The organism is Chitinophaga niabensis, from assembly GCF_039545795.1.
GTDB lineage: Bacteria > Bacteroidota > Bacteroidia > Chitinophagales > Chitinophagaceae > Chitinophaga > Chitinophaga niabensis_B.
Genome location: NZ_CP154260.1, coordinates 7,115,293 through 7,136,985, shown reverse-complemented (window position 1 = coordinate 7,136,985; position 21,693 = coordinate 7,115,293). Strand labels below are relative to the sequence as shown.

At 46.2% G+C, this 21,693-nt stretch carries 14 protein-coding genes; 9 read left to right on the top strand and 5 right to left on the bottom strand.

All coding sequences use genetic code 11. The annotated features are described in order from the left end of the window. Window positions 1-106: 106 nt before the first annotated feature. Window positions 107-2,830, bottom strand: coding sequence for a substrate-binding domain-containing protein (locus AAHN97_RS28705; protein WP_343305504.1), 2,724 nt, complete (start codon window positions 2,828-2,830; stop codon window positions 107-109). Window positions 2,831-3,082: 252 nt separating this feature from the next. On the opposite strand from AAHN97_RS28705, the gene AAHN97_RS28700 reads away from it, so the two are divergent. The 5 genes from AAHN97_RS28700 (at window position 3,083) to AAHN97_RS28680 (ending at window position 12,041) form a co-directional block, all read left to right on the top strand. Further along, entirely contained in the window at window positions 3,083-4,429 is a 1,347-nt protein-coding gene (locus AAHN97_RS28700) for a sugar porter family MFS transporter (RefSeq protein ID WP_343305503.1), read from the top strand. A 10-nt stretch (window positions 4,430-4,439) separates the two neighbouring features. Further along, entirely contained in the window at window positions 4,440-5,318 is an 879-nt protein-coding gene (locus tag AAHN97_RS28695; RefSeq protein WP_343305502.1) for a carbohydrate kinase family protein, read from the top strand. 14 nt (window positions 5,319-5,332) lie between these two features. Then, complete coding sequence (locus AAHN97_RS28690) at window positions 5,333-8,410, top strand: SusC/RagA family TonB-linked outer membrane protein (RefSeq protein WP_343305501.1); 3,078 nt, start codon at window positions 5,333-5,335, stop codon at window positions 8,408-8,410. 12 nt (window positions 8,411-8,422) lie between these two features. Beyond that, on the top strand, window positions 8,423-10,141 hold the full coding sequence (locus AAHN97_RS28685; protein ID WP_343305500.1) for a RagB/SusD family nutrient uptake outer membrane protein: 1,719 nt from the start codon (window positions 8,423-8,425) through the stop codon (window positions 10,139-10,141). Window positions 10,142-10,391: 250 nt separating this feature from the next. Beyond that, window positions 10,392-12,041 (top strand): glycoside hydrolase family 32 protein, encoded by a 1,650-nt coding sequence (locus AAHN97_RS28680; RefSeq protein ID WP_343305499.1) that lies wholly within the window; start codon window positions 10,392-10,394, stop codon window positions 12,039-12,041. A gap of 51 nt (window positions 12,042-12,092) precedes the next feature. Here AAHN97_RS28680 and AAHN97_RS28675 read toward each other — a convergent pair whose 3' ends face one another. Together AAHN97_RS28675 and AAHN97_RS28670 are read right to left on the bottom strand one after the other, a co-directional pair. Continuing rightward, window positions 12,093-12,752 (bottom strand): siderophore-interacting protein, encoded by a 660-nt coding sequence (locus AAHN97_RS28675; RefSeq protein ID WP_343305498.1) that lies wholly within the window; start codon window positions 12,750-12,752, stop codon window positions 12,093-12,095. A gap of 72 nt (window positions 12,753-12,824) precedes the next feature. Beyond that, window positions 12,825-13,664 (bottom strand): AraC family transcriptional regulator, encoded by an 840-nt coding sequence (locus AAHN97_RS28670; protein ID WP_343305497.1) that lies wholly within the window; start codon window positions 13,662-13,664, stop codon window positions 12,825-12,827. A 97-nt stretch (window positions 13,665-13,761) separates the two neighbouring features. On the opposite strand from AAHN97_RS28670, the gene AAHN97_RS28665 reads away from it, so the two are divergent. The 4 genes from AAHN97_RS28665 (at window position 13,762) to AAHN97_RS28650 (ending at window position 16,537) form a co-directional block, all read left to right on the top strand. Beyond that, a complete protein-coding gene (locus tag AAHN97_RS28665; protein ID WP_343305496.1) occupies window positions 13,762-14,349 on the top strand; it encodes a TetR/AcrR family transcriptional regulator in 588 nt (195 codons plus the stop codon). Window positions 14,350-14,752: 403 nt separating this feature from the next. Continuing rightward, on the top strand, window positions 14,753-15,208 hold the full coding sequence (locus tag AAHN97_RS28660) for a hypothetical protein (RefSeq protein ID WP_343305495.1): 456 nt from the start codon (window positions 14,753-14,755) through the stop codon (window positions 15,206-15,208). A 2-nt stretch (window positions 15,209-15,210) separates the two neighbouring features. After that, window positions 15,211-15,519: a DUF3817 domain-containing protein gene (locus tag AAHN97_RS28655; RefSeq protein ID WP_343305494.1), complete on the top strand. Its 309-nt coding sequence runs from the start codon at window positions 15,211-15,213 to the stop codon at window positions 15,517-15,519. Window positions 15,520-15,559: 40 nt separating this feature from the next. Beyond that, window positions 15,560-16,537, top strand: a complete 978-nt coding sequence (locus AAHN97_RS28650) for a metallophosphoesterase family protein (protein ID WP_343305493.1) — start codon at window positions 15,560-15,562, stop codon at window positions 16,535-16,537. Here AAHN97_RS28650 and AAHN97_RS28645 read toward each other — a convergent pair. Then, window positions 16,534-19,455: a glycosyl hydrolase gene (locus AAHN97_RS28645; protein ID WP_343305492.1), complete on the bottom strand. Its 2,922-nt coding sequence runs from the start codon at window positions 19,453-19,455 to the stop codon at window positions 16,534-16,536. The two genes, AAHN97_RS28650 and AAHN97_RS28645, sit on opposite strands and share 4 nt — an antisense overlap. Continuing rightward, a complete protein-coding gene (locus AAHN97_RS28640; RefSeq protein WP_343305491.1) occupies window positions 19,452-21,686 on the bottom strand; it encodes an alpha-L-rhamnosidase C-terminal domain-containing protein in 2,235 nt (744 codons plus the stop codon). Before AAHN97_RS28640 ends, AAHN97_RS28645 begins: the two co-directional genes overlap by 4 nt. Window positions 21,687-21,693 lie beyond the last annotated feature (7 nt).

Sequence of the window (21,693 nt, the reverse complement as noted above, 5' to 3'; positions counted from 1 at the left end):
TTCAACGCTTTCCTTTAAATACAGTAGGAGAAAGGTACAGCGTTCCCTTTTGAACGCAGTAAGAGAAAGGCACAACGCTCTCCCTTTGACCGCGGCGAAGAAATAACTAGCGCTTCCCTTTGAACGCAGTAGGAGAAACTCCCAGCTTATATTTGAACACTGTTGAAAAATAAGCTGGCGAGGAAAATCCTGTTCTATACGCTACCTCTGCCACTGAAATATCTTCATGCTGCAGGAAATACCGTGCCTTCTGCAACCGCGTATTTAGGATGTACTCATTGATATTCGTGCCGATCAGCGCTTTTACTTTCCGGTATAACTGCACTTTGGAAATATTCATCTGCTTGTAGATATTCTCAATAGAGAACTCTTCATTCCCGATATTACTTTCTACAATAGAAGTGAATTCGGATACAAAACGAAGATCAGCCTTCTTAGAAATAGCACCTCTCAATCCTGCCGGAATATCCGCCGTGAAGTGTTCCTTTAGCTGGTTCCTGTTCACCAGCAAACTATTCAGGGTATGCCGCAGTATTTTAAAGTCGAAGGGTTTGGTGATGTAAGCATCCGCTTTATTCTGCAATCCTTCCACCTGCTGTTCTGCAGAAGTACGGGCCGTTAATAAGATAACAGGAATATGCGCCGTGCGCACATCGGTTTTGATCTCCTTCAGCAAAGCATGCCCGTCTTTTACCGGCATCATCACATCACAGATAATACCATCCGGCAGGTATTCAAAAGCCAGCTGCAATCCCTGCTGTCCGTTCTCCGCTTCCAGCACCTCGTATTCATTGGACAAACGGTATTTGATAAAGCTCCGCATCTCGGGATTATCTTCAACCAAAAGCAGTACGCCTTTTTTTTCCTGCGCCTTCTGCTCTTCCGGCAGATCGGTTACAGGCATAAGGTCCGCCATATAGAATTCCTGTTCTTCTTCTTTGGTAGCGGCAATAGCCAGTTCCTCCAGCTGGAAATGCTCTTTCCCTAAAGGCAGCGCCACCGTGAATACTGTGCCTTTATGCTTTTCACTGCTGGCAGTAATAGTACCATGATGCAATTGCACCAGCTCTTTACAAAGCGCCAGCCCTAACCCCGAGCCTTTGTGATTATCTACATCGCCCTGGTAAAAGATATCAAAAGCATGCTGCATTACTTCCGGAGACATACCAATACCTGTATCCTGCACCTTTATCAAAGCCTGCCCCTCTTTCTTTTCCAGGATAACCGTGATGGAACCATTGTCCGTTGTAAACTTAAAGGCGTTGGACAAGAGATTGAACAACACTTTATCCATCATGCCCGTATCCATCCAAACCGGCAGTCTTCTTTCCGAAGTCACCAACCGGCAATCGATCCTTCTTTTCCGGGCTATCTGCTGAAAGATCTCAATGATCTCATTACTGAACTGCACCAGGTCATTCTCTGATGCCTTCACCTGCATTTTACTGAATTCCAGTTTACGGAAATCAATCAATTGATTCACCAGGTGCAAGAGGCGGTTGGCATTCCTGCGCACCAGCGAAAGCTGCTGCCTGTCTGCCCCCTGTAGTTTTGAATGCTGCAGCATTTCATCCAGCGGCCCAATGATCAGTGTAAGTGGTGTTCTGATCTCATGGGAAATATTGGTGAAGAAATCGATGCGCGCTTCATTGGCTTTGGCCGCTTCCGCACTCATTTCCATGAGTTGTTTACTCTGCCGGCTGATCTCATCATTCTGCAGGGCCAGTTTTTTATTGATCTTCTGGTTCAGGTTCCTGGAGTACCATAACAGGCTGGCAAAGATCAGCGCAAACGCCAAAGTGATGCCCAGTATATACAACATCGTCCGCTGGCTGTTATACACTCTTTTCTGTTCTGCCAGCATCTGCTGCTGCAGTTCTATATCCTTCTGCTGGTTCAGGATCTTATCTGATTGCAAAACCATCATCCGCACATTGGTGGAATCCACCACCAGCGTTTGCAGGAAGGTTTCTTTGGGAAGTGGCTGATGTTGTAAGATATGCAGCGCATTACGGATCGCTTCCGTTCCTCCGGTTGGATATAATAAAGATGCTGTGAGCAAACCACCAGACACCATTTCCAATCCACCCCCTTTACCGGATAAAGCATCCACTCCAATGATCCGGGTATGTTGCACACCGGCTTTCAAACAAGCCTCCCTTGCTCCCAATGCCATCACATCGTTATGCGCAAAGATCAGGTCTGCCAATGGCAGGCTGGTGCTGATCTTATTTAAAGCCGCTTCGGATTTCTGTTTTACCCAATCCCCATGCACCTGCTCCAGGATCTGCACTTCCGGGTATTTGCTCAACCCATCCTGGAAACCCCGCCTTCTTTCAATAGCCGGTGAAGATGCCGGAAGGCCTACCACTTCTATTACATTTCCTTTCCCTTTCAGCAAACCTGCCACATATTCCCCTGCTATCTTTCCTATCTCGTAATTATCTGCCCCTATATAATTGGTGTATTTCGTAGAAGCAATTTTCCTGTCCACCACAATCACCGGGATACCTTTATTATATACCTCTTCCACTACAGGTGTAAGCGGACTGGCCTCATTGGGAGAAATAATGAGCAGGTCGATGCCCTCCGCCAGTAATTCCTTTACCTGCTTTACCTGTACACTGCTGTTATCATCCGCCTGTTTATAGATCAGCTCCATACCCGGGTGGAAAGAAAGTTCCCGTTGCATTTCTGCCAGCATGGATTTTCTCCAATGGTCTGCATCCCCGCATTGGGAGAAGCCGATCCTGAAATGACGGGGAGCAGGCGCAGGCCGGCAGCCTGCGAAAATGCCGGCCAGAAAGGTTAATATTACCAGCGTTCTCATTTCTTCACGTGTTTATTTGGAAGATCAGTGGAATTATACCCTCAATGTAGAATTTTCTTTCCTTATCCTGTAGCATAACGTAGCCCGATCCCCGGATATTTGATCCAAAAATGAAAATAGGGGATACAAAATCAAAAACCTTCAAAAAAACATCGGCCCTAAGGAATTGAAATACAGCATAATGGGAAATTGATACGATTTTAGAAGTGATTGAAACAGGGCAGCAGGTTTTCCCCTTAAAAGGCGCGTAAGTTGGTAGAAATTCCCACAACACGTTATATGAAAAACAAAGTTTTCTTCTGGAGTATTACGGTAGCCCTTGGTGGTTTTCTATTCGGCTTTGATACGGCAGTTATTTCCGGCGCTGAACAATCTATTCAACAATACTGGCAACTGGACGGCTTTGAACATGGCCTCACCGTTTCCATTGCCCTGATAGGAACTATTATCGGTTCCATGCTGGGCAGCCTGCCTTCTGAAAAACTGGGCAGAAAGAAAACACTGATCCTGATTGCTATCCTATATCTCTTTTCTTCATTAGGTACTGCACTTGCAACCGGCTGGCCGGTTTTCCTGCTTTTCCGTTTCCTGGGAGGTATTGGTGTGGGCGCATCTTCCGTAACAGCCCCCATTTATATCTCTGAGATCTCGCCTGCCGCCTCAAGAGGAAAACTGGTAGCACTTTTCCAGTTCAATATTGTTCTGGGCATCCTCATCTCCTATCTTTCCAATTACCTGATAGGCCAGGAAAGCGACACCTCCTGGCGCTGGATGATGGGCGTACAGGCCTTCCCTTCCCTCCTGTTCCTGGTATTATTACGTTTTGTTCCGGAAAGTCCCCGCTGGCTGATCCTGAGAAAAGGGCGGATAGCAGAAGCCACAGAAACTTTAAAAGTGATCAATCCCAGCGGTTATAAAGAGGAACTGTATGCCATCCGCAATGATGTACAAAGTGAGCACCAAAGCGAAGCCCTTTTCTCCCGGAAGAACCGCTTCCCCGTTTTCCTGGCTATTACCTTTGCCGTTTTTAACCAGGTATCCGGGATCAATGCCATCATCTATTACGCGCCCCGGATCTTTGAAATGACGGGGCTTGGTAAACAATCCTCTCTGTTATCCAGTGTGGGGATCGGCTTCGTGAACTTCCTTTTCACCCTGCTGGCACTTAGCTTCATTGATAGGGTAGGCAGACGTACTTTGATGCTGATCGGTTCCCTTGGACTGATCATTACCCTGGGCCTGGTATCCCGTGCCTTTTACCTGAATGAGTTCAATGGATTTATGGTCACCATATTCCTGCTGGTATATATTGCGTTCTTTGCTTTTTCCCAGGGGGCTGTGATCTGGGTGTTCATCTCTGAGATCTTCCCCAACCAGGTAAGGGCAAAAGGTCAGACGCTGGGTAGTATGACGCATTGGATAATGGCTGCAGTGATCGCTTTCATTTTTCCCATGTTGACAGAAAGCCTCGGTGGCGGCAACACTTTTCTCTTCTTCTGTGTAATGATGGTATTGCAATTGCTGTTTGTATGGAAGATCATGCCCGAAACAAAAGGCAAATCACTGGAACAGCTGGAAGGCACACTTATCATGCATTAATACTAAGCTCATGAACCACGGTATCGTTTGTTATGGAGAAATATTATGGGACCTGCTCCCTTCCGGCCCACAACCTGGCGGAGCACCCATGAATGTTGCTTATCAGCTGCACAGGCTGGGAAAAAGCCCTGCCATGATCAGCCGCATAGGTAAAGACGAAAGAGGGGATGAACTGATGAAAGTATTGCAAAACAAAGGCCTGAACACGAAATATATTCAAATAGATGAAGCAGTACCAACAGGTATCGTAAAAGCAACGCAACATCCCAACGGAGATATGTCGTACGACATTGTTTCCCCTTCTGCATGGGACCATATTGTTGCAGACGATACCACGGAGGCATTGGTGAAACAGGCGGAGTATTTTGTGTTTGGCAGTCTGAGTGCCCGCCATGCCACTTCCCGCAACACACTTTTCCAGTTGCTGGAATTAGCACATACCAAAGTGCTGGACATCAATCTGCGCACACCACATTTCAGCCGCTCCCTCATTGAATCGCTTTTACAATATGCCGATATCCTTAAACTGAATATAGATGAACTGGAACTGGTGACCAGCTGGTATGGCAGTTATAATAATACAGCAGACCGCGTATCCCTCCTGCAGGATAAATTCGGGATCCGCCATATGATCGTTACCATGGGAGCAAATGGTGCGCAATTACACCTGAATGGCCAATCGTATACTCATCCGGGTTATAAAGTACCCGTAACAGACACTGTGGGCAGCGGAGATGCTTTCCTCGCCGCCATCATCTCCAAAACAATAGACAAAGCAGCACCTGAAGCAATGCTCGATTTCGCCAACCGGTTGGCAGCAACCATCACAACCTACAAAGGCGCAATGCCGGATTATGATATCAAAGAAGTGGATTCCATTTCACATTAAAACCACGTAGTATTATGAAATACAGGATTACAATGATGGCACTTCTGCTGATAGTGCTCAGCAGTTCTGCGCAACAAAAAAAAGTGACGGGCACCGTCACAGAAAAAAACACCGGCATCCCGCTCCCCGGTGTTAGCGTACAAAGTCCTTCTACCGCAGTGATCACAGACAGCACAGGCAAATTCTCCATCCTCTCATCCACAAATGAAACCCTTACTTTCTCCTATATAGGCATGAAAGTATTCACTGCCAAAGTACCTGCCAGCGGAAATATCATCGTTGAAATGGACCGCGATGCCAGCAACCTCAATGAAGTAGTGGTTACCGGTTACCAGGCCCAAAAGAAAGCAGACCTCACCGGCGCCGTATCAGTTGTAGATGTGGAAGCCATTCGGGATGTGCCACTTGGCAACCCAGTAAAAGCCCTGCAGGGAAGAGTGCCCGGCGTATTCATCACCACTGATGGCTCTCCTTCAGGAGGTGCCACTGTTCGCATCAGGGGAATTGGTACACTCGGCAATAATGATCCCCTCTATGTAATTGATGGTGTTCCCACCAAACGAGGATTACAGGAATTAAACCAGGATGATATTGCATCCATACAGGTATTAAAAGATGCCTCCTCCGCTACCATCTATGGTTCCCGTGCAGCAAATGGAGTGATCATTGTTACCACAAAAAAAGCACGCAAAGGTTTTACCCGCGTAGATTTTGACGCTTCCCTTTCCACACAGGATTACACCACCAAACAAAAAACACTGAATGCAGACGGCCGCGGCAGAGCTTACTGGCAGGCCGCTGTGAACGACAGAACTAATCCCAACAACAACCAGATCTATCAATACGACTGGAACGGCGATTACAATAATCCCGTACTCAATAAGATCATCTACCCTGAGTTTATCGATGGCGCTAAAACCATGCGCCCCGCTGATACATACTGGTACGATCAGATTGAGCAAACAGCCATCATCCAGCAATACAATGTATCTGTAAGCAGTGGCAGCGAAAGAGGAAGCGCTTTGTTTTCGCTGGGGTATTATGATAACAAAGGTATCGTGAAAGCATCCAACAATAAAAAGATCACGGCCCGCCTTAATTCAGATTACAGCTTCTTTAAAAACAAATTGAAGATAGGTGAGAACCTAAACTTCTCCTATATCCGCAATACCCTCATTCCTATCGGAGATGTATTGTTCACGTCATTGGTACAACAACCTGTTGTACCTGTACATACCGTTGATGGAGGATGGGGTGGCCCCGCACCTGGTATGACAGACCGCCACAATCCTGTTCGCCTCATTGAAGACAATAAGCAAAACCTCAACCACTTTTACCGTGTATTCGGTAACGTGTATGCTGATGTAGATATCCTTCCTGATCTTCATTTCAGGAGCAGTGTGGGTATTGACTACAATGGTAACTACCAACGCACCCTTCGTAAATCCTACGTGTCAGGTTTTCTTTCCGATCCTTCCAATCAAACATCCACTAACCAGGGATATGATGGCAACTGGCTCTGGCAGAACACCCTCAACTACAAACTGGAACTGGATAAACACCGCTTTGAATTCCTCGTGGGTCATGAGCAGATCAAATACATGAACCAGTCGTTCTACGCATCCAGGCAGGGATATGCGCTGGAAAACATCGATTACGCTTACCTCGATGCCGGTTCTTCCAATAAAGACAATGGCGGCGGTGGTTCTGGTTATGCGCTGTTATCTTACTTCGGCAAGATCAACTATGCGTATGCAGACCGCTATTTGGCTTCTGCTACCCTTCGCAGGGACGGCTCATCCCGTTTCGGTAAAGAATACCGATATGGTACATTCCCTGCTTTCTCCCTGGGATGGCGTATCAGTGAAGAAGCCTTCATGAAAAAACAACACACCATCTCTGACCTGAAACTCAGATACGGCTGGGGTAAATCCGGCAACCAGGAAATTGCCAACAACGCTACCTACGCCCTGTATGCTTCCATCTATGGCGTAGATCCCACCTGGGGATTCGACAATGGCAGTGCTTATGATATTGGTGGCAGTGGCTCAGGACAGTTACCATCAGGTTTTACACGTATCCAGCAGGGAAATGATTCATTAAGATGGGAAGGAACGGAAGAAGCGAACTTCGGCCTGGACTTCGGTTTATTGGAAAACCGCCTCACCGGCTCTGTAGATTACTTCATCAAAAAAACATCTGATATATTGATCAGCCCCGGTTACCTGGCCGTACAGGGAGAAGGTGGTAACTATTGGTTCAATGGCGCTTCCATGCAAAACAAAGGGTTGGAAGTATTACTTTCTTACAATGGTAATATTACCAAAGACCTGCGCTTTACCGTTACCGGTAATTTCTCTACTTACAAGAACAAAGTAACTTACCTGCCCAAACAGGTATTAACTTCTTACCCCGGTAACGGAACAGATAAAACCATCCTGGGCCGTTCTATCAATTCATCTTTCGGTTACATCGCAGATGGTTTATTCACTACACAAAAAGAACTGGATGAATCTGCTGCACAGGTGGGTAAAGGGCTCGGAAGGATCCGCTACCGCGACCTCAACGGAGATAAGATAATAGACGATAAAGACCGTGATTTCATTGCAGATGGCAACCCGGATTTCCTGTATGGATTAAATGTTGAACTGTCCTACAAGAATTTTGATCTCAGCTTTTTCCTGCAAGGGGTACAGGGCATTGAGGTGAACAACACCTTCAAAACCTTCACAGACTTTTCTTCCCTTTGGGTAGGTAGCAACTGGGGAGACAGAACCCTCAGTGCATGGACATCCACGAACACAGGTTCTACCATCCCTGCACTCACATTGGTGAACAGGAATAACGAGGGGCGCTCTTCTACTTATTTCTTTGAGAACGGCTCTTACATGAAACTCCGGAATATCCAGTTAGGCTATAACCTCAAGAACGCTTTGCGCAACGTGGGTGTACAAACTGCCCGGGTATTCCTGCAAGGCAGCAACCTGATCACCATTAAAAGCAAAGGGTTTACAGCTGCCGATCCGGAAGCACCAGGCACATCGTTCCCCATTCCTGCTATCGTAACCGCTGGTTTCAATGTATCATTCTAAATAATGCATTCCATGAAAAAGATCATATCACTCATCTTCTCCGTATTGCTGATCACGGCATCCTGCAAACGGATCCTGGATGAAACACCACAGGGTGTTGTATCAGACAACGATTTGAACACACCGGAGAATGTAAACAAACTCGTGATAGCGGCTTACTCTTCTCTCGGCAATGATCACTATACTTCTCCCTACACCAACCTCTGGCCTTATGGCAGTGTGCGTGGCGGAGATGCTTATAAAGGTGGCGATGGCCCCGGAGACATTACAGAGTTCCATCTATTGGAAACATTCTCCCTCAACAGGGCAGACAATGGATTAACGGATGAACTGTGGTTCCGTTTATATGTGGGTATCGCACGCGCTAATGATGCCTTACGCCGGGTGAATGCTATTGATGAAGCCGCTTTTCCGGATAAAAAGAAACGCCAGGGAGAGTTACGCTTTCTGAGAGGGCACTTCTATTTCCTGTTAAAGATCCTCTTCAAATACGTTCCGTATATTGATGAGAATGCAGCAAAGAATGTTTATGACACCATCTCTAACAAGACGTATTCCAATGACGCCCTCTGGACAAAAATAGCAGACGACTTCCGTGCGGCTGTAGCAGATCTGCCACCAACACAACCTGAAGTAGGACGCGCCAATCAACTCTCTGCAAAAGCGTATCTCGCTAAAACACTATTATACCAGGCTTACATACAGGATGAAACAAATAATGTAACCAGTATCAGCACCACCCTGCTCACAGAAGTGAATAAACTCTGCGATGATATCATCATCTCCGGCAAATACATGCCGAATGCAGACTATGGCAACAACTTCCTCACACCGTTTGAGAACAGCAAAGAGTCTGTATTCGCTATTCAGTATTCAAAGGATGATGGTACACCCAAGGGCAGGCTGGATTATGGTCATGCACTGAACTACCCGATGAACAAAGAATTTGGCTGCTGCGGGTTTCATGTTCCCAGTCATGATCTGATCAATGCATTCAAAACAGATGCGAACGGGCTGCCTATGTTTGATACGTATAATAATGTGGATGTGGCAGCATCAGGTGATTATATGACCAGTTCTTTTGATCCCCGGCTGAACCATACAGTGGCTATTCCCGGCAAACCTTTCAAATACAAAAGCAATTACATCTTCCTGCGTTCATGGGCACGTGCACCGGAAGTATATGATGCATTTGCCAGTCTGAAAGAAGCCGTAGCACCGGATGATCCTTCTTTCCAGAAGATCCCGCCATTCATGTCCAGCTCCAAGAACTGGGATGTGATCCGTTATGCGGATGTATTGTTATTCAAAGCAGAAGCACTGATAGAACTGGGCCGTCAAAATGAAGCCTTATCGCTGATCAACGATCTGCGCACCCGTTCCGGAAATAGTACTGCCCTTCTGAAACAACCGGATGGTACACCTTCTGCTAATTACAAAATAGCCACTTACCAGCCCGGCGTTAATTGCACCTGGACGCAGGCTTTTGCAAGGCAGGCCCTCCGTTGGGAACGCCGCCTGGAATTTGCTACGGAAGGCTATCATTTCTTTGATCTTGTACGCTGGGGCATTGCAGCAGAATACATCAACAAATATTTCACCGTAGAAAAAACAAGGTCCGCCCACCTCAACGATGCTTTATTTAAAAAGAACAGGGATGAATTCCTGCCAATACCTTTAAACCAGATCAATTACAGCCGCGGGCTCTATCAGCAAAATGCAGGATGGTGATGACCACTATCGGCAAAAAATGATCACGCCGGTATTATCACAATCGTTATCGGCAAAAAAACAGAATGATCACGCAATTATCTATATCAGTATAAAAAATGATCACGCCGGTACTATTACAATCACTATCAGCAAAAAAGCAGAATGATCACGCAATTATCCATATCAGCAAAAAAAATGATCACGCCGGCATTATTACTATCAGTAAAAAAGTAAAACCATCACACCGGTATTTATTAAATTGTACATCATGAAGATCTTTTGGACAGCATTATTATGCCTCTCAACACTTTTCCAAACCGCACACGCGCAGGAATTCAGCACTGTATTCAAAGCTTCTCAAAAATACCTGGTATTACCGGTAAAGAACGGGGCAGCCAAACATAATGTAGAACTCTGGATAGACGGAGAGAAGGAACGTTACCTTAACATAGAACTGGCAGAAGGAGAACCAGACTGGCTCGCCTACCTGGACATCAGCGCCTGGAAAGGCCAGGACATTGAATTCCGTGTAGACAAGTGGAAAGCGAATTTCACCGTACAGCAAAGTGATGAAGACAAAAACGCCCTCCCCCTCTACAAAGAAAAACTGCGCGGCCAGTTTCATTTCTCCCCCAAACGCGGCTGGACGAATGATCCCAACGGCATGGTATATTTCAACGGAGAATACCACCTCTTCTTCCAGCACAATCCATATGGCCGGGAATGGGGAAATATGACCTGGGGGCATGCCGTGAGTAAAGACATGTTGCACTGGAAAGAAGTAGGCGATGCCCTCCACCCTGATAAATTCGGTACCATGTTCAGCGGCAGTGCCATTGTAGACAGCTTCAACACCAGCGGCCTGGGCAAAGGCGCCATGGTAATGTTCTTCACCGGCGCTGGCTCCTGGGGCCAGGGCCTTGCCTGGAGCAACGATGGCAGAACATTCAAAAAGCTGGACCGCACAGTGGTACACCGCATTAATAAAGACAACCGCGATCCCAAAGTGATCTGGCATGAGCCCACCAAAAAATGGGTAATGGTATTGTATGTGGAAAGAGAGAAAGAACAACACAGCATGCAATTCCTCACCTCGCCCGATCTGAAAAACTGGACAAAATCCAGCGTCATCCTCGGCGGCATCGGCAATGACCGTTATCTCTTTGAATGCCCTGAGTTCTTTGAACTACCCGTAGAAGGCAATCCCGCTGAAAAGAAATGGATCCTCATAGCAGCAAATAGTGAATACGCCATCGGCACATTCGATGGCATCACTTTCAAACCGGAAATAGAAAGACTGAATGGTCAGCATGGCAGAGACTTCTATGCTTCCCAGACTTTCAACAACGAACCAAAAAGCAGGCGCATAGAAATAGGCTGGTGGAGAACACATACCAATAAAGGAGACATGAACTTTAACCAGGCCATGAGCATTCCCCTGGAATTAAAGTTGGTACGGACCGCACAGGGCCTGAGATTAACCCGTACACCGGTAAAGGAACTGGAAAACATCCGGGAGAAAACCTTCACAGTGAAACCAACACGATTGAAAGAAGGCGGCGCCAATCCCCTCTCCGATATCCATGCGGAATTGCTGGAGATCAGAACAACCATTGAACCCGGGAAAGCCAAAGAAATAACACTGGATATTCATGGCCTCCCGGTAGTGTACGATGTAAGCAAACAACAGTTACAGATCGATGGTGTAAATGCCAGCGCTCCATTGGTGAATGGCAAACTTGATCTGATCTTATATGTAGACCGTATAGGAGTGGAATTATTCACGGCGGACGGGTTACTGTTCATGCCTGTGAATGTGAACATTGATACCAGTAAGCAATCATTGTCCCTGTCTGCAAAAGGGGACGATGCACAGTTAAAGAAGATGACGGTGTATGAACTGAAAAGCACCTGGTAATAAAACTATCAATCCGGAGGCGCTACCCCACGCTTCCGGATATGTAAATTCCTACAGTCCTTTCTTCCCCGGTATCCAGTAAGCCTTAGTAATGATCTGGCTGCTGCTCACCCCTTTTCCCTTCAACAATTTCCGGAACCGTTGTATAGACTCCCCATTCCCTGTAAGTACATAAGCAGCCTTTTCATTAACTAAGTCAAAAGAATGGCTGCCTTTACGCACAACATCTACCTGCATGCCCAGTTTCTCCGGCACACGGAAATTAACTTCATCCAATTCGAGAATACCGGTACAAGGTACTTCCTGCATAATAGCTTTAAGTGTGCCAATAGAAGATTCATCTCCAAAGAAGAAATTCTCCACGCCTTCGCGATAGAGCTTTCTGCCCCTGGGGATCACCATCTTGGTTGTATCTCCCACTTGCAAACTATCTGCAAAAGCGCTTCCGGGGCCATTTCCGTGGATATGAAAAATAATCTCACAAGTATCTTTTGTAAATACACCAGGTGTATAGTCCCTGTGGTCCAATGCACTCACCCTGAAGGTTACTGCATAACCTGCATCAAAATCCGCCCTGGACAGATCTCCCGTAAAACAAACCCTTTTCACCTCCGGGCTTAAGTATTCTACCTCCGTAACTGTTACCGTCAGGAACTTGGACGCCATAAGGCTCTCCACTGCATCTCCCATCCATTTAGGCATTCTTGGCATATAGCTAATTTATCTGCAAAGCACGCGAGAAATGAAAGGCATGGCAATAGCGGAATAAAAGGAAAGATTGGATTATTTGCGGTATTTCTTCCGGAAGGCCAGCGGTGGCGTTCCCTCCGCCCGGTTGAACACCCTGCTGAAATAAGTATGGTCTTCAAAGCCCAGATCATCTGCAATCTGTTTAACGGTATTGTCTGTATAGAACAACAAGCGTTTTGCCTCCATCATTACTTCTTCCTGGATCCAGTGGCTCACGGGAAGACCCGTAGTTAACTTCACGGCTTCATTTAAATAAGAGGGAGAGATATTCAATGCTTCCGCGTAAGCGGAAGGGCGTTTCATTTCTCTGAAGCCGCCTTTCAGCAGGCTTTTAAACTGACGGGTGATAATGGTTGTCCTGGAATGTGCATCATTCCTGCTTTCCTCCGTGGCGGAAAAGATCCCTGCAAACAAACCGATCACTACATCCGTCATGGAACGCGTCACCATCAATTGGTCCGGCTCCTGGCATAGTCCCTTTAGCACAGAGAAACAAGCCTCCAGCCGCTCTGCTGTTGCCGAAGAAATCTTCAGCAGACCGCTGCGCTCTTCAAAAACAGTACGGAACTGCTCCTGAACTAAAGCCCCGTCCACCGCCAGGAACCAGGCGAGGGTATCTTTCATGGAAATACCATAATGCACCTGCCCCGGAAGGATGCAGAAAACACCTGTGCCACTGGCTTCCACTTCTTTGAAGTCTATGATCATACGGGCATGCCCTTTCTTATGGAAAAGGAAAATATAGTGATCATCCCGGTGTATATGATTGATGAATGATGTTTCTTCTTCTCCCACTTCTGTCAACTGCCTCACTTCAATACCAGAGGTATTGCTCCCGAGTGAATGAAGGGGGATCTTATTTCTTTTGGACATATTAGCTGGCGTTGGAACAAATATAATTTATCACGCTGTAAGCCAATCCCTATTTTCATTTTTAATACATTTGTCATTACATACCAATTAGTACTTTATGTCCAAAGCAGCCGCAACCCGGTTAACAATCCTGCAAAAAGCATTTGAGCTGGTCTATGCAAACGGCTACCAGGCCACGAGCATAGATGATATTCTCATAAAAACCGCAGTTACCAAAGGCGCTTTCTTTTATCATTTTAAGAATAAGGATGATATGGGACTGGCCATGATCCAGGAGGTGATGCACCCGGCCATGTATGCAGCCATGGTATTACCACTCACTAAAGCAGAAAATCCGGTGCAGGAAATTTATAAGATGATGAAAGGACTATTGATAGAAAATCCACACCTGATCCCTAAGTACGGCTGCCCGGCAATTAACCTGATAGAAGAAATGTCTCCCCTGAACAGCACTTTCAATAAAGCACTTTCAAAGCTGGCCACCCAATGGCAGGAGGCTATTGAGCTGACTATAAAGAACGGAAAGGCTACCGGTAAAATAAGGAAAGACGTGAACGCTACGCAAACAGCGTTCTTCATTATGTCCGGCTACGGTGGTATCCGGAATCTCGGAAAGCTATACGGGAAGGATAGCTACACAGTGTACCTGAAAGAGTTGAAACGTTACCTCACGGGCCTCCAATAAGAAACGGCACCTTACAAGTCTCCAGTAAGAATTGAACCACACCTTATCGCCTTCGATAAGAATTGAAACCTTACAGCCTCCAGTAAGAATTGCCCCACATTACCGCCTTCAATAAGAATTGAATCCCACCTTACCCCCTTCGATAAGAATTGAAACCTTACCAGCCTCCAGTAATAATTGCCTCACATTACTGCCTTCAATAAGAATTGAAACCTTACCAGTCTCCAATAATAATGCCCCACCTTACCATCTTCGATAAGAATTGAAACGTTACCTCACCAGCCTCTAATAAGCATTGCTCCACTTCACCAGCCACTAATAAAAATTGCCCAGCCTCCCCATCTTCAATAATTTTTTCCCCTAAAACATACCAATCGGTATGTTTTCGATATATATTTGCAGCATGTACCAGATATTGCTGCACTTACATTCTTTATTCCGCTGGTTAGTGCTGATCAGCCTTATACTCTCCATATACCGCGCCTGGAAGGGGTATACAGGAAATAAACCATTTACCCGAACGGATAATTCCATCCGTCACTGGACGGCTACTATTGCACATATTCAACTGGTGCTTGGGTTCGTATTATATTTTAAAAGCCCATTCACAGGAGCACCATTGAAAGACACCCTGCAAAGCATGGAACTCAGCTTCTTCAGCATCATCCACATCAGCCTGATGATCATTGCCATTGTGCTGATTACCATTGGCTCCGGCCTATCCAAACGGAAACCTTTCAGCAAACAGAAATTCCGCACCATGCTTTTCTGGTTCTCCATCGCCTTATTCATCATCCTTATTGCTATCCCCTGGCCATTTTCACCCTTTTCTCACAGACCATATTTCAGATCATTCTAATCATGAACCAACTGCTTAAAACCAATATCGGAAGATTGCGGATCATCGGATTCCTGGAAGGTATATCCCTTTTACTGCTGCTTTTTGTGGCCATGCCTTTGAAATATATCTTTCATTACCCCGTTGCCACCAGTATCATGGGCACTATCCATGGCGCCCTGTTCCTGCTGTTTATCTTTAATACCCTGAGCGTAGGCGTAGAACAGGGATGGCAGTTCAAACATACTACCTGGAAGGTCTTACTGGCCTGCATCATTCCTTTCGGCACCTTTTATATAGATAAAAAGATTTTAAGAATTTGTAAACAATAGTTTAGTATATTTATACAATCCTTTTAAACTATTTGTTTGTATGCAGCATCAAAACAGGCGGAACTTCCTGCAAAGTATTGCATTGGGAAGCCTTGCGCTTACTCCGCTCAATCAACTGGCCGCTATGCCAGCGCCAGCAAACCGTAAAACGAAGATCAGGTTTGGCATCTGCACGGATGTGCACCAGGATATTATGCACGATGGGGAAGCGCGTTTGAAAACCTTTATAGATGACATGAAATCACAGCAGGTGGATTTCATTATCCAGCTGGGAGATTTCTGCCGCCCTTATGAAAAGAACCTTCCTTTCATGAATATATGGAACAGCTTCCCCGGCCCTAAATATCATGTAATAGGCAACCATGATAATGATGGCGGGTTCACCCATGAACAGGTGATCGCTTACTGGAAAGCAAACGGCGCCTACTATTCATTTGATCAGAACGGTTATCATTTTGTGATATTGAACGGGAATGAAAAAAATCCCTCTAAGGACAGGCCTCCGGGCTATGCCCGCTACATTGGTATTGAGCAGCAGGACTGGCTGGAGAAAGATCTTGCAACCACTACCCTGCCTGTGATTGTTTGCTGCCACCAGGGTTTGGATAATGATATGGGCGGCATAGAAAATGCCACACAGATAAGATTGATCTTAGAACGTGCAAAGAAAGTACAACTGGTGTTCAGCGGTCACCATCACCTGGATTATGTGAATGAGATCAATGGTATCTTTTATGTGCAGATCAACAGCATGTCCTACCAATGGCTGGGAGATGATTATGTGCGGATACGGTACGCTAAAGAGGTGGATGAAAAATATCCAATGATAAAATACACGGTGCCTTACAAAGATCCTATCTATACTATCGCGGAGATAGATCACCGTGGCAACTTTTATCTTAAAGGCTCGAGCACTTCATTTGTCGGGCCATCCCCAAAAGAATTGGGGATGACCAAACATGATATGCCTTATGAAATAGTGCCTTATATTTCTGAACGTAAGATCAAACTAGTCTAACGCGCATAAAACTGCAACCGCACAGGGCCGATCAAACCGGATTTCCTTAAGGGATAATCCTTATCAAACTTCTTCACATTCGTTTTAGTGAACCGCTTGTCCGCAGGCAGGTAATTATCACCAATGATCCTGTTGGGCCAGAGGTTCACTACCTTTAATTCCAGTGTGTTCTGCCCCTCTTTCACATAAGCAGAAATATCTCCCCGGAATGGATGCGTCCACCAAACGCCGGTATGTTTTCCATTGATGATCACTTCCGCGAGGTTGTACATTTCTCCCAGGTCCAGGAAAACCTTCTTCTGTAATTGTGCTGCACTTACCGTAAATGTCTGATGATACACTGCTGTACCGGAATAATATTTAATTCCCGGATCTGTATGATCCGTCCAGGAGATCAGTTGATTGAATACGGTGCTTTCCGGGCCACCCCATTCCTTCGCAAAGTTCACTGTCCAGGGACCAGTAACGGCTACATTCTCAGGTGTGCCCAGGGATGGCGCTACATCAAAAGTATCCATCGGCAATGCAGGAATACTGGAATGATCACCTGTACTGTTTTTCCGGAATACCACAAACACAGAGCCGAAGGGATCTAAGAACAAAGGCAGTTCTACTGTTTTACCTTTGGTAGCATATACCGTTTGCGGAACGATGGTGCCTTTATCCGGGTTCCATAACTCCGGTACTTTACCATCTACGCGGAAAGTAGTATGGATATATTCAGGACGTTCATTCCTGTTCACTACATAATAGATCTCTGCATCCGGCGTGGTACGGTGAATGTAATCGATCAATGCACCGGGTTTGCGGCTCTGGTATGCAAAATCCGGTCCCTTGCCTTTATCCTGCAATACCTGGCGGATGGTTTTACCAAATACCACTTTTCCCTTTCCGTAAGTATGTTCTGTAATAGTGGTACCATTAATATCACCCCACAATGCTGCGGATAATTCTTTCACCTTTTGTTCTCCTGCTGCCCTGTCTTTTAAACCTACTGTAGTCAGTGGTTTCGGACCAACGATCGTGGCACCGTCTTTCACCAGTTGCGCCAGCTTCACCATCACATCTACATTCACTACTTTCCAATCCGGCAAAGCCAGTACTTCATAACGCATGCCATCCGGCAGTACGATCTTTCCATCTGCTACTTTCATGCGGGTAAGGATCACTTCTGTATTACATACATCATAATCATATCCTTCACCCAGTTCAGGATGAATATGTTTCAGGGGCACCTGGTTAGGAACATTATCGCCGTAGTAATAACATACATCTCCAACAAACAGTCCACGGGAAAGCATGTAAGATACCCGGCTGTTCCATTTCAGGAAGGCGGGCGCCTGTTTCCACCAGGTTACATTCTGATTGAAGTGGGTACCGGCAAAATATTCATTACCCGGTATACCTGCTTTTTTAGGAGAATGGGTGAAGGTATGGATCACCAGCCTGTTGAGTCCTTCGCAATAAGCCCTGTCTAAAGTGGGTTTCATAAATGCGAAATCCTCTTCCCAATGTGGGCCAATGCTCGTAGGGCCTTCTGCCTGCACAAAACGTTTTCCATAGATGTGTGCAGCTGCAGCAGGTTGTTTGATAAAGATGCGGCGGAAGTCCTCCACCCTATGTGTTTTCGCCCTGATCCAGAACTCTCCCATCGGGATCGCATTCAGGCCAAGATTCTTCAATGCATCGATGGGTGCAGGATGCGGGCCGCCACTTTCTGAGTGCAGCGCCAAGCCATCCTTCTTCGCCAGTTCATCAAATCGTTTATAGTGATTTTCCCAGATCACATCCGCAATCGTTCTTCTGAAATCATAGAGGAAACGATTGGAAACATCCCTGCTTTCAATGATCTTTCCGGTTAATATAGGAAGGTACTTTTTGATATCATAGCCATTCTGTTTTTGGAAAGCGTCTACAAAAGCAGGTGTCCAGTTGGAGGCGCCGAGTTCCCAGCTATCGTCATGCAGGTATTTAAGGCTGGCGTTCTTATGACCTTTGATCAACGAAGTGACCACCTTATCGTACTGCACATCCATGGCTTCTTTGCTCATGTAATCAATAGCGAGGCCACCACCACCGGGGCTGTGGGTGGATACTTCAATACCGGTACCACTGTACCCAAACCGCATGATCTGGTAATTACCAGCTGGTACATCCCAGTTGATATTGCCTTGTGCATCTACATAACTACTTACATCTATCACATTATCCAAAGTTGCATTGGCTTCATGTGGCGGAGAAGCTTCTTCTTTCATGAAGAGGTTCCAGTCGTATCCCAATCCGTTCTTCGTCATCGGAATAGAATAGATACTGTGCACCGCTTTGATATTCATGTTTTCCAGTGGCTTGATCTGCTCGCTGTTCTCATTCAGTTTAACGGCCAGTATTGCAATGGGTTTATAATAACCTGCTTTATCCAGCTTAGCCGGCATGGGCAGCTGCATGTTTAATTTCCGCGGACCCTGGATCATGGTATCGCTCCATACGAGTTTCTTGGATGCCAGCTCCGGCGTAACCCATGGCCCGCCATCATTCCAGCCGCTGCCAATATTCAGGCTGATCTCCAGGTTCAGACTGTCTGCCACATCACAGGCATAATGGAACAGCGCTTTCCACTCCGGCCCCAGGAATACGGGACCGCTTTCTGTTTTTTCCATTTTATTGTAAGAAGAAGAACCTGCATCGAAAATGATCGCACCTTTGATGCCTGCTTCTTTCATGGCAACAAGGTCTGCTAAAACACCTTCCTTCGTTTGATAGCCTTCCAGCCACCACCAGAATACCCGGGGTTTTGCTTCATCCGGGGGATTCATGAATCCCATGGCAAGATCACCTTGTACTTCCGTTACCTGCTTGCTATTGGTGCATCCGTTAATGAAACAGCAAAGCGCTGCCCCCCATATCAGTATTTTTTTCATTTTTCGTGATTAATGATTATTTCATGTTCACCACGCACATCCGGGAGAAAATATGCGCCTTTGGAACCGGAAGGTTTAATGACCTTACCATCCATAAGAACGGTGAACTTTTGCTGTGTAAGTCTGGCAGGCAATACTACCTGAGCAGTAGTATTGGAAGGAATGGTGATTTTCATCACCAGCCTGCCGGGAGATTGTTCATATGCTGCAAGGATATCTCCTTTGATAGTGGGTACTTTTATTTTAGCCCAGGGCAGATCACCCAGCTGTGGTTTTATCCTGCATGCAGCCCATCCCGGCGCTATAGGCTCTATGCCCATCAGCTTACGGGGAATGATATTGGCAGGCACGGCGCCCCATGCATGGTTCCAGTCCTGGTTAGGTTTGTATTTATTATCCCATGCTTCCATGGTAATAGTACTGCCGGCACGGATCATATTATACCAGCTGCGTAATGCCTGTGAATTCAACAGGGAAAGGCCGTACTGGTCATCTCCGGCATCATACACCGCATCCATCAGGAACTGGCTGCCATACACACTACAGGCCATTCCGCGGGAACGGATAAAATCACCTACCGCTTTCTGGTGTTGTTCTTCCACCAATCCGAAAACCAATGCGAACATATTGGCATGCAGGGAAGCATGTGTGGTGCCGTTTCCATCCAATACTACTTTTCGTTTGGCATCCCAGAACAATTTGCGGAAAGCTTTTTTCACCTGATCTGCGCGTGCGGCAAACATGCTTTCATCCGTTTTATTACCTAAGACTCCTGCCATCACCTGCATATCGCGCAGGGCTTTATAGTAATAGGCATTCACTACTGCATTATGTGTGGTGAAGATGAAACCATCTGTTTCACCACCTTCTTCGTTCCCTAATCCTAAAATACCGGTATGCGGCCAGTCTACAATATCCCTGAGCTCTTTGCCATTAAAGTGAATGGATTGCAGGAGTGCTGCGTTCTGCCTGCCGGTGCGGGTACTGATCAATCCGCTGGAATCTTCCAGTGCCATCAGCAGTTTTGCTTTCAGCTCCGTATAGTAATGCCGGGCAGAACGGATATCTCCTGTATAGAGATAGTCATTATAGGCCATTAATACAGATTGCAGGATCCACTCTGTGGGCCAGGTGGCATGATACAGGAGGTATTCATGTGAACTGCGGGCAAGACTATATTCCCGGTCTGTAGCATAATAACCTAACTGGTTGATATAAGCATCTGCCTCATAGGGAATACGCTCCCTGTCGCCATCAACAAAAACACCTGCAAAGGAAGTGGCCTTCATGCTGTATTTACATAATTCCCACACCGCATTCAAAATAGTATCTGCACTTTCAAACGAAGCCGCTGCATCATTAAAAGGATAATTCACGGCAGAGCGGATAATATCTGTAGGTTGCAAAGTACCTGTATAACCTTCCAGTTCACAATACCGGAAAGGCAATACCTCCCCGATATAAGATGGTATTTTAATAGCCTGTGCACCGGTGTTCCGCATATCGGGCCTGATGTATACCTGGTAAGTATGAGTACCTGCACGTAAAGGCAAACGGTACGCCTGGTAACGCATGCTGCCTCCCGGTTTCCGGTTGATACTGCCATCTGCATTCACTACTTCACCAAGATGCACGGTTACGGTATCTCCATCTCCTTTGGCAGACAGGCGTAATTTCAATTGCCCGAATGCGGCTTTGCCAAAATCTATCCGGCCATCACGAACAGCTACCGGGAACTGATCTGTTTTCTGCAAAGGATATTTTGGAGTGGCATAATCCACCATTACGGAATCTGTAAAGAATATGGCAGGCTTAGAGAAACGGCTTTCCTGATCCTTTTCATCCCAGATCTGTACCATCCAGTAATAAGTAGTGTTGGGCTGTAATGCCTTACCGGCAAATACAACACCGGCAGACTGTGCGGAGGTTACTTTTTTAGAGTCCCATATATTCCCCTGGTTTTCTGGCTGGTCTGAAACCAATATCCTGTAGGCTGTCTGTTGCACAGGCGCTCCTCCGATAGCCCAGCTGAAAGCAGGCTGGCGGTTCGCGATGCGTACATACTGCCCGCCTGAAAATTTCCTGACCGGTTGCACAGGATATCCATTCACATACTGCTGATCTGTATAAGCCAGCAGATCACACATCAATCCCTCAGGAACAGCTTGCTGGGCATAACTTTGTACCGAATTAATAATGATAAAGAGAAAAAAAAGAGTCTTCCTGCGCATGGTAATA

Excerpts from the sequence above, each read along its gene's own strand:
- AAHN97_RS28665 (WP_343305496.1), top strand. The coding sequence starts at position 13,762 with ATGTCCAAAGCAGCCGCAACCCGGTTAACAATCCTGCAAAAAGCATTT.
- AAHN97_RS28685 (WP_343305500.1), top strand. The coding sequence starts at position 8,423 with ATGAAAAAGATCATATCACTCATCTTCTCCGTATTGCTGATCACGGCA.
- AAHN97_RS28655 (WP_343305494.1), top strand. The coding sequence starts at position 15,211 with ATGAACCAACTGCTTAAAACCAATATCGGAAGATTGCGGATCATCGGA.
- AAHN97_RS28680 (WP_343305499.1), top strand. The coding sequence starts at position 10,392 with ATGAAGATCTTTTGGACAGCATTATTATGCCTCTCAACACTTTTCCAA.
- AAHN97_RS28675 (WP_343305498.1), bottom strand. The coding sequence starts at position 12,752 with ATGCCAAGAATGCCTAAATGGATGGGAGATGCAGTGGAGAGCCTTATG.
- AAHN97_RS28645 (WP_343305492.1), bottom strand. The coding sequence starts at position 19,455 with ATGAAAAAAATACTGATATGGGGGGCAGCGCTTTGCTGTTTCATTAAC.
- AAHN97_RS28650 (WP_343305493.1), top strand. The coding sequence starts at position 15,560 with ATGCAGCATCAAAACAGGCGGAACTTCCTGCAAAGTATTGCATTGGGA.
- AAHN97_RS28695 (WP_343305502.1), top strand. The coding sequence starts at position 4,440 with ATGAACCACGGTATCGTTTGTTATGGAGAAATATTATGGGACCTGCTC.
- AAHN97_RS28660 (WP_343305495.1), top strand. The coding sequence starts at position 14,753 with ATGTACCAGATATTGCTGCACTTACATTCTTTATTCCGCTGGTTAGTG.
- AAHN97_RS28640 (WP_343305491.1), bottom strand. The coding sequence starts at position 21,686 with ATGCGCAGGAAGACTCTTTTTTTTCTCTTTATCATTATTAATTCGGTA.
- AAHN97_RS28705 (WP_343305504.1), bottom strand. The coding sequence starts at position 2,830 with ATGAGAACGCTGGTAATATTAACCTTTCTGGCCGGCATTTTCGCAGGC.
- AAHN97_RS28690 (WP_343305501.1), top strand. The coding sequence starts at position 5,333 with ATGAAATACAGGATTACAATGATGGCACTTCTGCTGATAGTGCTCAGC.
- AAHN97_RS28670 (WP_343305497.1), bottom strand. The coding sequence starts at position 13,664 with ATGTCCAAAAGAAATAAGATCCCCCTTCATTCACTCGGGAGCAATACC.